The organism is Streptomyces sp. NPDC001231, from assembly GCF_042896885.1.
GTDB lineage: Bacteria > Actinomycetota > Actinomycetes > Streptomycetales > Streptomycetaceae > Streptomyces.
Window position 1 is genome coordinate 177,750 of the sequence record NZ_JBIAXS010000009.1, and the last position, 12,715, is coordinate 190,464.

Sequence of the window (12,715 nt, forward strand, 5' to 3'; positions counted from 1 at the left end):
ATCGGCGCTGTGGCGGCCGGCTGGCAGGCCGCGCTCATCCTTCGGGAGGGCAACGCGCCACTCGACGTCGGCCCGCAGCCCAACCACGTCGGGCAGGACCTTGATGCGATCGCCGACCAGTTGATCGAGCGGTATGGCGCTCGCGGCCCGGACCAAGTGTGACCGCCATGGGCGTTGACCTCGATTCGTCAGTGGGGTTGGGGCGCTGACCAGGTCGGCGACCGACACACCCGACCTCGTGGACCTCACGCCAGCCGAAATCCGTCGTCTGCCGGCAGCTGACCCCCCGGCGCCATCTGCACGCCGCGACCGGGCGGCGAACTGGTCCCGATGGCGGCGCCACCAAGTCCGGCTGGATTACCAGCACCGCAACGACACTGCGTGACGCGTAAATCGCCCCGTCGTTGACCACTCCGTGGTGAGACAGGTAGCCGGCGGGCCGTCAAGTGGGTCGGATGACTTCGTGGCGACGTTCGCGGGCCGGTTCGGGCGGGTGGAGTCTCGGCGGCGCGCGGTGCTCCATCTGTGGGGGCTGCCGAGCGAGACGGAACGGAAGGACGTCTGGACCCTGACCCCGGCAGCTGGGGACGACGGCTCCCGGGGCTACTTCTCCGAACCCGCCACGCTCGACGGCGAGGCGCGCGCCTTTCTCCAACGCGGGATGGCTCTGGCCATGGAGTGGGCGACGCAGGGACTTGTGGTCCCGCACATCGGCCGGACCATCGAGGCAATCAGTGCGGGACTGCAGTCGCTGAAAGCGGGCCATGGCGTCGTGGGCAAGGTGGCGGTGATCGTGGATCGCGACCTGGTCCCGGACGCTTCTTCCGACCGCTCACGACAGCCCCCTCACCGGCGTACATGCCGGTGAGGCGGCTTACGTGTGTGGCCCGGTGGCATCCGGCCAAGCCCGATCCCCACCGGGTCATTCGGTCCGAGCTTTTCGCGGCTCCTGATCACAGCCCGCCGGCCCCACCGGCCACATAGCCACCCACGCTCGTCCCCGCGTTCCGCGCAATTCGGAACCACGGGAGCCACCGAACACTCTGCGCGCACGCATGGAAGCACAGGGTTACGATCCCGCTGTGGCAGACGAAAGCTATGACGTGATTGTGATCGGGACCAGCCAGGGCGGCCGGTTCCTCCCCGTCGACCTGGCGAAGGCAGCAAGAAGGTGGCGCTTGTCGAGCGCGACCACCTCGGCGGCGTCTGCGTGAACACCGGGTGCACCCCGACGAAGACGATGGTCGCCAGCGCGCACCTCGCCCACCAGGCACGACGCGGCGCGGAGTTCGGCGTGCGGACCGGTCCGGTGTCGGTCGACCTCGCCGCCGTGCGGGAGCGAAAGCGGGCGATGGTCGCGGGCGCGCGGGAGAACTACGCGAGCCGCCTGGCGCAGGACGGGCTCCACCTCATCGAAGGCGAGGCCCGTTTCACGGAGCCCAAGACGATCGAGATCGCCATGAGGGACGGCCGGACACACCGGATCAGCGCACCGCTGATCGTCATCGACACGGGCACCAGACCCAGGCCGCTGGCGATCAGTGGCGCCCAGAACGTCCCTGTCCTGGACTCAACATCGATCATGGAGCTGGGCGCACTCCCTGAGCACCTGATCATCCTCGGCGGCGGCTGCATCGGGCTGGAGTTCGGGCAGATGTTCCGCAGGTTCGGCAGCGAGGTCACGATCGTCCAGACCCGCCCGCGCCTGATGGTGAGAGAGGACGATGACGTCTCCGACGAGGTCGCCGCCATCTTGCGCGATGACGGGATCACGGTCCTGACTTCGACGACGCCGGAACGGATCGAGGAGGCCGGCGGCGGAGTGCGGCTGACTGTTCGCACGCCGGACGGCGAACAGCAGATCGAGGGCTCCCACCTGCTGTCGGCTACCGGCCGCGTCCCCAACACGGAGGCGCTCGCGCCGGCGGCGGCCGGCATCCGGCTGCGCGACAACGGCTTCATCGAGGTCGATGAGTATCTGGAAACCTCCGTCCCCGGCATCTACGCCATGGGCGACGTCAAGGGCGGCCCGGCCTTCACCCACCTTTCCTACGACGATTACCGGATCCTCCACGCCAACTTGCTGGGCCCCGAGAAGGCGAGCACCCGGGACAGGATCGTTCCGTACACCGTGTTCATCGATCCGCAGCTCGGCCGCGTCGGCATGACCGAACGGCAGGCCAGGGAGCAGAACCGCGAGGTCCGCGTCGCGAAGCTGCCGATGAACGCCGTCATCCGTGCTCTGGAGACCGGGGAGACAAGCGGCTTCATGAAGGCCGTCATCGACGCGCGCACACAGCAGATCCTCGGCGCCGCCGTGCTCGGCGCGGAAGGCGGCGAGATCATGACGATCATCCAGGTCGCCATGCTGGGCAAGCTCCCGCACACCGCGATGGCCGACGCCATCTTCACGCACCCGTTGCTGGCGGAGGGCCTCAACAACCTCTTCATGACGCTCGACGCCTAGCCAGTACCGCAACGGTGCTTGCCGTGACTGCCGGCCGGCGAGAAGATCGGCCACGCGAGCCGGGACCGTACATTCTTCCGAGCGCTTCCCGCCCGGCCCTTCGCGCCTGGTCCACGCGGTCTGCGACCCGGCGGCCGGCATCGGAACAGCCTGCTTCGGGATGCCAGTGGGACATGTGGACGGGTTGAATGGAAGGCAAGCCGCCACTGTGCTCGGGGGTGAGGTAGACGAGTGCGAATCCTGTAGCCGACGTCGCCGGGCGACCGAGGAGCGACGCAGCGGGAATGGTGCTGAACAACCGCGGGACGGTGCTGGCGTGCACTCCCGCTGTCGAGGAGTTGCTCGGCGTAGGGGTCGGGGAGCTGATCGGCAGGCCGTTCGCCGATCTGCTCGCCGAGCCCGGCGAGGGGCTGCTCCCCTCCGGCGGCACTGCACTGCTGCTCCACCGTGGCGGCCAGGCCGTGGCGGTCCGGTTGGAGGTGCTGCCGCTGAATGGCGGTTCCGAGGCCCAGTGCCTGGTACGGGCGGTACCGGCAACGACGGCCGCGGATCGGGAGCAGGACGACGCGCTGCTACGAGCGCTGTTCCGGCAGACCGAGATCGGGTTGGTGCTGCATGACGCCGATCTGCGGATCGTGCGGACCAATCAGCCGCCGGACGTCGTCGGCCTGGTCGCCGGTACCGGGACCGGGCCGGGCGGTGTGGCCCTCGACGAGGTGCTTGTGGCGGCGGACGCCGAGGCGGTCAGGCAGCGTCTGCGCCAGGTCGCGGAGACCGGGAAGCCGGTGACCAACGAGGTGTTCCGGACGCACCACCGAAGGGCGCCCGAGCAGGAGCGCGTCGTCTCCCTGTCGGCACTGCGCTTGGAGGACCTGGAGGGCCGCGGCACCGGGGTCGCGGTCGTCTTCAGTGACATCACGGACCGGGAGCAGGCGGAGCGCGGACTGACTCTCCTTCGCGGGGCGGAGAAGCTGCTGCTGGGTTCGCTGGACATCGTCCGTACCGCCGAGGGACTGGCGGGGGTGCTGGTGCCCGAGTACGCCGATCTGGCGGCGGTGGATCTCGCGGAGGCGGCACTGGTGGGCGAGGAGCCCGCTGACTACTCCCTCGGAGCTCCGCTGCGGCGGGTCGCGGTGGCCGCCAAGAGCGGCGTCTGGCCGGCCGAGCTGCTCCCGGTCGGGGCCTCGCTACGGGCCCGGGAACCGGAGAGGGAGTTCGTCTACCGCCGAACCGCCCTGGCCGTGCCGGACCTCTCCGAGCTGCGTGTCGCGCTGGCGGACGAGATCGAGGGACGCCGCCAGGTGCTGCCCGACGCCGCGAAGTCCCTGCTGCTGATGCCATTGCGGGCACGCGGGCTGCTGCTGGGGGCAGTGGTGTTGTGGCGCGGCGATGACCGGCCCCGTTTCGATCAAAGCGACGCGGAGCTGAGCGCGCAGATCGGCTCCCGGGCCGCCATCAGCCTGGACAACGCACGGCGATATGCCCGCGAGCACCGCACTGCGGAGGCTCTGCAGCGCAGTCTGCTGCCTCAGGCGGTCGTCCGGGTGAGCGCGGCGGACACGGCCGGCTCCTACGTACCGGCCGGATCCACGACGGGGATCGGCGGGACCTGGTTCGACGTGATCCCGCTGTCCTCCTGCCGAGTCGCCTTCGTCGTGGGCGACGTGGCGGGGCACGGCGTGGAGGCGGCCGCAGCCATGGGACGGCTGCGGACGGCGGTGCAGACCCTCTCCGACATGGACCTGCCACCGGAGGAGCTGCTGACCCACCTCGACGACCTGGTCATCCGGCTATCGGCGGCGGAGGCCGCGGTTCCGGGGTCGAGCCGCGGGCAGGGCACCGTCCTGGGCTCCACATGTGTGTACGCGGTGTACGACCCGGTCACCGCGGTGTGCACCATCGCCAGTGCGGGCCATCCGCCGCCGGTACTGTCCGTTCCCGGACGGCCGGGGGCCGGCTTCGCGGCGGTCAGGCCGGGGCCGCCGCTCGGGGTGGGCGGTCTGCCCTTCGAACCGCGGGAGTTGGCGATGGAACCGGGGGCGATGCTCGCCTTCTGCACCGGCAAGCTGCTGACGCACGGTGAGGACGGCACCAAAAGCCGGCTGCGGCAGCTCCGCGAGCAGGTGGACGCCGCCGTGGAGGAGGACCGGTCGCCGGCGGAGACCGGACGCACCGTGCTCCGGCATCTGCTGCCCGAGGCGCCCGACCATGACGTGGCGCTGCTGATGGCCCGGCTGCATGTCCTGCCCTCGGAGTCCACCGCCACCTGGGAGCTCCCGGCCGACCCGGAGGCGGTGGGCCGGGCCCGGGAGATGGTGACGGCGCAGCTGAGCGCTTGGCAGCTGCCGGACCTGGCGTTCACCACGGAGCTGATCGCCAGTGAGCTGGTGACCAACTCCATCCGGTACGCGGGCGGCCCCGTGGGCCTGAGGCTGATCAAGGACCGGGTGCTGATCTGCGAGGTCTCCGACCCGAGCCAGACCCAGCCAAGGCTGCGCAGGGCCCGGCTGACCGACGAAGGCGGCCGCGGACTGTTCCTGATCGCTCAGCTGTCGCAACGCTGGGGAAGCCGCTACACCCAACACGGCAAGACCATCTGGACCGAGCAGCCGCTGCCCACGGGCTGACACGCCGGGGAAGGGGCCAATCCCTCAGAGAGGCCGCACACCGCCAGGCGACTCTGCCCGACCACCTGCGGGCACCCACCACCCCTGCCGCTGCGCGACTGGCAGGGCGACGAGGCCGGACCGCACCTTCCATATGCGGGACGGACATGGGCCTGGCCGTCGGCCGGATGCGCGCGCCGGCGTTCGGCCGTGGTGGGTAACGGCCGACCGCCGGGTTCACTCGGAGCCGAGATGCGTGGCTGGTACGCCACGTTCATGGAGCAGTGTCCTGAGTGACGAGACCGCGTCCGGTGCGGCGATGATGGCGGTGACCTCCGTATCACTGATCCGGATGGTCGGGAGCCAACCGTGCACGGGCGGCAGCAGATCGGCCAGCGCATCCCTGAAGGCACGCTGGCGATGGCGGCCTCCCTCACCGGGGAACAGCGGTGGCTTCGGCTTTCCGAAGCCACCGCCTGTTCGCGACCGGTAAGGAGTCGTGAGCGGGCCAGCCATTGAGAAGCATCGAAGCCGAGCTCCACATCTGCCGGATAGTGCTCCAGGGTCAGGGCACGGGCCGCGGTGAAGTGCTGCTTCTCGTCGACCTCCAGGATCTGCCGTTGCCCGTCCTCGTAGGTCAGCAGCACGTCCAGGATCCGCCGCTCACGAGAAGGGGCCTGCTCGGGCAGGACCAGTGGAAACGGGTGCGGCCACCGTTGATCATCGCGAGTTGTGTGGACTGACGATGAGACGGTGGCCACAGGCCACAGCATGGATCCCGCCCGGTGGCGGAGGCGTTCGAGGTGGCCATGGGCCGGATTGCGGGCCGGTTCACCCGGGTCGAACCCCGCCTGCCGGCCGGGCGGTTCGTGCTCCGGCTGCTTGCTGACCTGCCGCGTAAGAACTGCTGGACGATCGTCGAGTGGGCCGGGGAGACAACCCCGCACGGCACGCAGCACCTGTTTTACCGGGCCGTGTGGAATGCCGATGCCGTCCGAGACGACGTACGCGAATGCATCGTTGAGCATCTCCACGACGAAGCGGCGGTGCTGGTCGTCGACGACGATCTACGACGACATCCGGCACGGGCGTCTCCCGATCCACGCCCACGCCGACGACAGCCACACCACCGTCGCCGTCGGCGCCTACCTCGACAGCGGCACGAGCGTGTACCTCCACGGGGAGGACATGCCTGTGTGGCCCCGCGGACGGGGGATGCCGCGGGGCCACACAGGCACGGTAGCGCGACACAAACCCGAAGTCCCGCGTGCCGCACCGGTTGCCTCCTGAGAGACCGCCCTTCTCGCCCCTCGCAGCCCTGCACAACGCGATCGTTGACGTCGAAGGTCGCTGGCGGGTCCTGCCCGGCCAGGACCCGCCGGAGCCAGCGGCGTTCCACATCGGCGAGGTGTCGGACCAAGCCGAGCAGCGAGAGCGTGGACGGCTCCACGGACCGCAGGGACAACTCCGGGCCCAGGCCGGAGCATTTCAACTGCAGCGTGGCGCGCTGGGCGCTCAGGGCATCGATGAGCATCCGCCGTTCGTCGCCGGTCGTCGGGCCGGTGAACCGGCGAGCGCTGTCGGCGCCGCCGAACAGTTCGGCTCTTCTGGTGGGATCGCTCAAGTCCGCCCTTCAGTTCGCGCCGGCTCGCGCGGCCGTGACTGCCACGGTCGCGTACCTCATGGTGAAGCCGCCGCCCGTCGTGTCCGGTCGGCGCCGGGCACCTGCTGTTCGCACGCTTCTCCACTTCCCGTCCAGGCGAACGTCCCCGTGCTGCTCGGCAGGTGCCGCAGGTGAGCCCGGGTGTGCCGGAGCCACCCGGCCTCGGAGGTGAACCTCCGCAAACGCCCCCGGAAGATCATCCAAGGCGTCACGCGGGGTTCGCCCACTCCTCGCGAAGCATCCCGAAGAGCACGCGGTCGTAGCGCTCCCCCTCCACCAACACAGCCGACCGACGGCGGCCTTCCTCACGGAAGCCCAACCTGGTGAAGGCGCGCACGGCGCGCTCGTTGCCGCTCCAGGTGTCCAGCTCCAGTCGGCTCAGGCAGTACGCACCGAACAGGTGGCCCACGAGCAGCCGCAACGCGTCACTGCCATGGCCGCAGCCCCAGAACTCCCGCTCGCCGATGGTCACTCCCAGCGTGGCCACTCCGGCGTGCGGGTCCAGATCCCGGTAGTCGGCCATGCCTATCACCCTCCCGCCCGCCAGATCCTCGACCGTGAACACGGCCGACTCCCTCGGGCTCAGTCGCAGCATGGTGTCGAAGCCGAGCCCGATCGCCTCTGCCGTGACCGGGCCGAAACACGGGTCACCACCTGCGGCCCAGCGCACCACCTCCGGGTCATTGCGCCACCGGAGATGGTGCTCAGCGTCTTCGGAGCGCAGCGCGCGCAGCCTTACCAACTTTCCTTCAAGCATTGAGCGACCCTAATCGATCACAGAGGACTCAAGGCCGGCGATCCACGCGCGGACGTCCTCGACACCTCCGCGTCGATCGGGCCAGGCGGTCACACTGACCCCTTGGATGCGCGCGCAACGCGGCCTCCACCTCGCCGGGTTCGACGCGATGGCCGCGGATCATGACTGGTCGTCCACTCGGCCGAGGGACTCGAGCCGTCCGCCAGGCCGCCGGCGCACGAGGTCACCGGTCCGATGGGGGCGGGCTTCGGGCGGGCCGGCGTCTGTGCCGCCGAAGAACCTACGCGTCGGTCCATCAGCGCACGCTTGGAAGGAAAGGCACCTCGCAGACCAGTCCACCCCCGGCAGGCGACAGGCCACGACTCGGACGCCACCTGGGGGAAGAGCCCCTCCGCTGCACAGAGGTTCACCACTCGACCAGACTCCCCCCGCCCCGGCTCACAGGTGCAGGCCGGCCCTGAGAAACGGCCGGTAAGCCCGTAGGCACCCGTCCCTCGTTCGCCTGACTGGTCGCCACAGGTGACCTTGGCTGCCGCAAGGCCGATACTGCCGGTAGGAGCGCTCCGGCTTCCCCATGTCCGCCCACCCGAGTTCTCGTATGCCCCGTCAGTAAAGCCGGGCACCGCTTCAGATCGTCACGGACCGCCAAGATCAACAACAGCCGCCGCTATGTGCCCTGACCAGCAAAGTCACAGGTCAGGGCCAGACTCGCTAAGATCACTGGGAGGTACCCATGAGGATGCTCATCAACGTCGCCGAGACCGTGGTGGCGGACGCGCTGCGCGGTATGGCGGCGGCTCACCCTGAGCTGACGGTCGACGTGGAGAACCGGGTGATCGTGCGGCGGGACGCGCCCGTGGCGGGGAAGGTCGCCCTGGTCTCCGGCGGCGGGTCGGGGCACGAGCCGCTGCACGGCGGGTTCGTCGGGCCCGGCATGCTCTCGGCGGCCTGCCCGGGGGAGGTCTTCACCTCGCCGGTGCCGGACCAGATGCTGCGGGCGGCGGCGGCCGTGGACAGCGGGGCGGGCGTGCTGTTCATCGTGAAGAACTACACCGGCGACGTACTCAACTTCGACATGGCGGCCGAACTCGCCGAGGACGAGGGCATCCAGATCGCGAAAGTGCTGGTCAACGATGACGTGGCGGTGACCGACAGCCTGTACACGGCCGGGCGGCGCGGCACCGGCGCGACCCTGTTCGTGGAGAAGATCGCGGGCGCCGCCGCCGACGAGGGGCAGCCGCTGGAGCGGGTGGAGTCGATCGGCCGGCAGGTCAACGAGAACTCCCGCAGCTTCGGCGTCGCGCTGAGCGCCTGCACCACCCCGGCCAAGGGCAGCCCCACCTTCGACCTGCCGGCCGGCGAGCTGGAACTCGGCATCGGCATCCACGGCGAGCCGGGCCGGGAGCGGCGGCCGATGATGACCTCGGGTGAGATCGCCGACTTCGCGGTGCACGCCATCCTGGAGGACATGAGCCCGCGCAACCCCGTACTGCTTCTGGTCAACGGTATGGGCGCGACCCCGCTGCTGGAGCTGTACGGCTTCAACGCGGAGGTGCACCGGGTGCTCGCCGAGCGAGGTGTGGCCGTCGCCCGCACTCTGGTGGGCAACTACGTCACTTCCCTGGACATGGCGGGCGCCTCGGTCACCCTGTGCCAGATCGACGAGGAACTATTGCGGCTGTGGGACGCGCCGGTGAGCACACCGGGCCTGCGCTGGGGCCGGTGAGTCGGCGAGCCCATCGACCGTACCTACCACGCAAGGGAGATCCAGTGCTCGACGCCGACTTCTTCCGCCGCTGGATGACGGCGACCGCCGCGTCCGTGGCCCGCGAGGCGGAATGGCTCACCGCCCTCGACTCGCCGATCGGGGACGCCGACCACGGCAGCAATCTTCAGCGCGGGTTCACGGCCGTGCGGGCCGCGCTGGACAAGGAGGCTCCACAGACGCCCGGCGCGATCCTGGTCCTCGCCGGGCGGCAGCTGATCTCGACGGTCGGCGGCGCGTCGGGGCCGCTGTACGGGACGCTGCTGCGGCGTACCGGCAAGGCGCTCGGGGACGCCGCCGAGGTGAGCGAGAAGCAGCTCGCCGAGGCGCTGCGGGCCGGGGTGGACGGGGTCATGACGCTGGGCGGGGCCGCACCGGGCGACAAGACCATGATCGACGCGCTGGTCCCGGCGGTGGACGCGCTCGGTGACGGTTTCGGGGCGGCCCGCGCCGCCGCCGAGGCGGGTGCCGAGGCGACCACACCACTGCTGGCCCGCAAGGGCCGGGCGAGCTATCTGGGTGAGCGCAGCATCGGGCACCAGGACCCGGGGGCCACCTCGTCCGCCCTGCTGATCGCGGCACTGGCCGACGCGGCCTCGACGGAGGCGTGACGTGAGCGGCGAGAAGGTGGTCGGGATCGTGCTGGTGTCGCACAGCGCCGAGGTGGCGTCCTCGGTGGTCGAGCTGGCGAGAGGACTGGCGGGCGGGGCGGCGGGCGTGCCGGTGGCCGCGGCCGGCGGCCGGGAGGACGGCGGGATGGGCACCAGTGCGGAACTGGTCTCCGCCGCGGCCGCGTCCGTGGACCGGGGTGCCGGGGTCGCCGTACTGACCGACCTCGGCAGCGCGGTGCTCACCGTGAAGGCGCTGCTCGCCGAGGGTGACGAACTGCCCGGGAACACACGGCTGCTGGACGCCCCGTTCGTCGAGGGCGCGGTCGCCGCGGTGGTCACGGCGGCGGCGGGAGCCGACCTGGACGCCGTGGAGGCGGCGGCCTCGGAGGCGTACGGCTACCGGAAGGTGTGAGGAGCGTCCGGGGCGGCGCGGGGCGGAAGGCGCGGGTCGTCCGCCCGTGCCGTCGCCGTCCCGCCGTTCACCAGTCGGCGTGCCAGCCGCTCGCCCGTGGCCACGGCGGCCGCGTGGTTCTCGATGGCGCTGATCCGGGAGTGCTCGAAGACGATGTAGGTCACGCCGGAGCGGACCCCGCCGCCGTTCGGGTCGGCGGGGATGCCGAGGCGCCGGGCGGTGGCGTAGGAGGCCTCGCCGATGACCTCGCTCGGCCCGATGTCGCCGACGACCGCGTACTGCACGCGGTCCCGGTAGACGACGGCCGCCACCGATCCCCCGCCCACGCCGTGGGCGCGGTGGTCCCAGATGCGGCTCGGGGCGGGTAAGACGACGAACGGCAGCCGCGCGGCGTCCAGGCGGAGGCCGTTGGACTGCTCGTAGGCCGCGGTCGGGGAGAACTGCGGGTCGGTGCTGCGGTTGCAGCGGACGGTGGGCCGTCCGTCGCAGTCGATGTCCATGTCGGCCTTCCAGAAGACGGCGCCGGGCAGCCCGCACACCGTGACGGTGGCGGGCCGCCCGGCGTCGAGGCGGTAGCGGCCGCGGGAGACCCGTGTGCAGTCACGCACCCTGGCCAGCAGGTCGGCGGCCTGGACATCTCCCTCGCCGTGCGCCGCGGGCTCAGCCCGGGTGCGGTACGCGTACCGCGCCGCGGGCTCCCCCCGGGTGCGGTACGCGTACGGCACGGTCGGGGTCGGGAGCGTCGTGGGAGCGAGCAGGGCGGCACTCGCCGCGACGAGCGTCAGCGACTGGGCACGCACGATGGGGGGCACCTCTCCTCGGGGACATTGACAGGTATTCACCCCACAGGAGGTGAATTGCGAAGAAATCGGTCGCGCGGTGCCCACGTTAAGGGACCGGACGACGCATGACCCGCACCACCCATCGAACGGCCGGGGACCTGAGTCCATGCCGACCCGGCCCCCGGGCCGCCCGTGACGACGCGGGAGACAGCGACGACAGCTGCCCGCGCCACAGCATGAACTCCCCTGCTGTGCAGGGTGGTTCAGCCCGGAAGGAACTTCAGCATACGTAACGCCCCGCAACTCCCACCAACCCCGGCCCCCTTGATGCGCTCCCGCCAACGCGCCTATATTGGTCCGGACCATTGTTCGCGCGGCGTCCGGGCCGTCCACGCCGCCGTTTCCGGGGAGGCAGACCCGTGCGACGTGTTCCCTCCCCCGCTTCCCCTCCTTCCCGCGCGCCCGGGCGTGTCGTGGCGCTGTGCGGCGTGCTGGCGCTGCTCGCCGCCTGCGGCCGGAGCGTCGCGGACGACGGGGAGGGCGGCCGGCTGCCCGGCGCGCCGACCGGCGTCACCGCCGCCGCGGGGAGCGCCACCAGCGTGCACGTGATGTGGAACGGGCTGCCCGCGGCCTCGGACATCGGCGGGTACGAGGTGTACCGCGGCACCACAAAGGTGAAGGCCGTACCAGCCCGGGAGCACATGGTGGACGTCACCCGGCTCAGCCCGTCGACCACGTATGTCTTCACCGTCCGGGCGCGGGGCACCGACGGCCGGCTCGGCCCGCGCAGCCGGCCGGTGCGGGCGACGACACCGGCCGCCGCCGCGGCCGACCACTCGGCTCCCAGCCGCCCGCTCGACGTGCGCGGCCGGGCGGTGGGCAGCCGGGCCGTCCAACTGTCCTGGTCCCGCTCGACGGACGACCGGGGCGTGGTGTCCTACGACGTCTACCAGGGCGGAACGAAGATCCACAGTGTCGGCGGCAGCCAGACCGCCGCGGTGGTCACCGGCGTGCGGCCGGGCACCTCGTACGCGTTCACCGTGCGGGCCCGCGACGCGGCCGACAACCTCTCCCCCGCCGGCGCCACCGTCCGGCTCACCACCGCGCCGGGCTCCGACGACGGCCGGGCCACCGCGCCGTCCTCCTTCCGCGCCACGACTCACCGGGCGGACGGGGCGTACTACCTCGATCTGAGCTGGGTGCCGCCGCGCACGGACGGTGTGGTGACGCAGTACCAGATCCAGCTGGACGGACAGCCGGCCACCTCCCTGGTCTGGGGCGGCACGGCACCGCGCGAGAAGGCCTCGTACAGCTTCTACCTGGGGCGCGAGGCCGGGGTCGGCCACCGGGTGCGGATCCGGGCGATGCTCCCGGACGGCACCTGGGGTGGCTTCTCACCCGAGCGCTCGGTGACGACCGGGAAGCCCTGAGCACCCGACAGGACGGTGACGAACAACAGCCCGAACACCCGTCCGGGCGGCGACGAACGGGCAGTCCCGAGCACCGGACCGCGCAGTGACGACCGGCAGCCCCGAACACCCGTCCACGCGGTGACGACCGGCAGCCCCGAGCACCGGACCGCGGACTAACGACCGGGCAGCCCGGACCACCCGACCGGGCGCCGACCGGCCGGGCGGTGCCCACCCGTACGG

12 protein-coding genes and 3 pseudogenes are annotated in these 12,715 nt (G+C 71.2%); 11 read left to right on the forward strand and 4 right to left on the reverse strand.

From position 1 onward, the window contains the following. Positions 1–9: 9 nt before the first annotated feature. From ACFY3J_RS13685 to ACFY3J_RS13715, 7 genes and pseudogenes are all read left to right on the forward strand, one after another. The gene (locus ACFY3J_RS13685; protein WP_384179778.1) at positions 10–162 is read left to right on the forward strand and encodes a hypothetical protein; all 153 of its coding nucleotides are present in this window, start codon (positions 10–12) and stop codon (positions 160–162) included. 301 nt (positions 163–463) lie between these two features. Beyond that, the gene (locus tag ACFY3J_RS13690; protein ID WP_390840898.1) at positions 464–868 is read left to right on the forward strand and encodes a hypothetical protein; all 405 of its coding nucleotides are present in this window, start codon (positions 464–466) and stop codon (positions 866–868) included. Between the two features lie 303 nt (positions 869–1,171). Further along, entirely contained in the window at positions 1,172–2,467 is a 1,296-nt protein-coding gene (locus ACFY3J_RS13695; protein WP_384179776.1) for a mercuric reductase, read from the forward strand. A gap of 284 nt (positions 2,468–2,751) precedes the next feature. Next, positions 2,752–5,094, forward strand: coding sequence for a SpoIIE family protein phosphatase (locus ACFY3J_RS13700; protein WP_384179774.1), 2,343 nt, complete (start codon positions 2,752–2,754; stop codon positions 5,092–5,094). A 494-nt stretch (positions 5,095–5,588) separates the two neighbouring features. Beyond that, entirely contained in the window at positions 5,589–5,816 is a 228-nt protein-coding gene (locus ACFY3J_RS13705; RefSeq protein ID WP_384179772.1) for a hypothetical protein, read from the forward strand. Positions 5,817–5,882: 66 nt separating this feature from the next. Next, a pseudogene (locus ACFY3J_RS13710) lies at positions 5,883–6,137 on the forward strand (IS701 family transposase); the annotation flags it as partial. Continuing rightward, positions 6,061–6,363, forward strand: a complete 303-nt coding sequence (locus ACFY3J_RS13715; RefSeq protein ID WP_384180088.1) for a hypothetical protein — start codon at positions 6,061–6,063, stop codon at positions 6,361–6,363. The pseudogene ACFY3J_RS13710 and the gene ACFY3J_RS13715, both read left to right, overlap by 77 nt. A 52-nt stretch (positions 6,364–6,415) precedes the next feature. On the opposite strand, the pseudogene ACFY3J_RS13720 reads toward ACFY3J_RS13715, so the two are convergent. The 3 genes and pseudogenes from ACFY3J_RS13720 to ACFY3J_RS13730 form a co-directional block, all read right to left on the reverse strand. After that, positions 6,416–6,697 (reverse strand): annotated as a pseudogene (locus tag ACFY3J_RS13720) (DUF664 domain-containing protein); the annotation flags it as partial. Positions 6,698–6,944: 247 nt separating this feature from the next. Further along, complete coding sequence (locus ACFY3J_RS13725) at positions 6,945–7,493, reverse strand: GNAT family N-acetyltransferase (RefSeq protein ID WP_384179770.1); 549 nt, start codon at positions 7,491–7,493, stop codon at positions 6,945–6,947. Positions 7,494–7,596: 103 nt separating this feature from the next. After that, a pseudogene (locus ACFY3J_RS13730) lies at positions 7,597–7,787 on the reverse strand (peptide synthetase); the annotation flags it as partial. Between the two features lie 439 nt (positions 7,788–8,226). On the opposite strand from ACFY3J_RS13730, the gene dhaK reads away from it, so the two are divergent. Genes dhaK through ACFY3J_RS13745 form a run of 3 tightly spaced genes read left to right on the forward strand, consistent with a single transcriptional unit; the run spans position 8,227 to position 10,281 of the window. Then, entirely contained in the window at positions 8,227–9,219 is a 993-nt protein-coding gene (gene dhaK, locus ACFY3J_RS13735; RefSeq protein WP_384179768.1) for a dihydroxyacetone kinase subunit DhaK, read from the forward strand. A gap of 44 nt (positions 9,220–9,263) precedes the next feature. After that, positions 9,264–9,869: a dihydroxyacetone kinase subunit DhaL gene (dhaL, locus tag ACFY3J_RS13740; protein WP_384179766.1), complete on the forward strand. Its 606-nt coding sequence runs from the start codon at positions 9,264–9,266 to the stop codon at positions 9,867–9,869. A gap of 1 nt (position 9,870) precedes the next feature. Then, positions 9,871–10,281: a PTS-dependent dihydroxyacetone kinase phosphotransferase subunit DhaM gene (locus ACFY3J_RS13745; RefSeq protein ID WP_225077551.1), complete on the forward strand. Its 411-nt coding sequence runs from the start codon at positions 9,871–9,873 to the stop codon at positions 10,279–10,281. Here the strand turns inward: ACFY3J_RS13745 and ACFY3J_RS13750 are convergent. Next, on the reverse strand, positions 10,266–11,081 hold the full coding sequence (locus ACFY3J_RS13750) for a glycoside hydrolase family 75 protein (protein ID WP_390840928.1): 816 nt from the start codon (positions 11,079–11,081) through the stop codon (positions 10,266–10,268). The two genes, ACFY3J_RS13745 and ACFY3J_RS13750, sit on opposite strands and share 16 nt — an antisense overlap. A 401-nt stretch (positions 11,082–11,482) precedes the next feature. Here ACFY3J_RS13750 and ACFY3J_RS13755 point away from each other — a divergent pair, with 401 nt between their 5' ends. Next, entirely contained in the window at positions 11,483–12,493 is a 1,011-nt protein-coding gene (locus ACFY3J_RS13755; RefSeq protein WP_390840899.1) for a fibronectin type III domain-containing protein, read from the forward strand. The last annotated feature ends 222 nt before the right edge of the window (positions 12,494–12,715 follow it).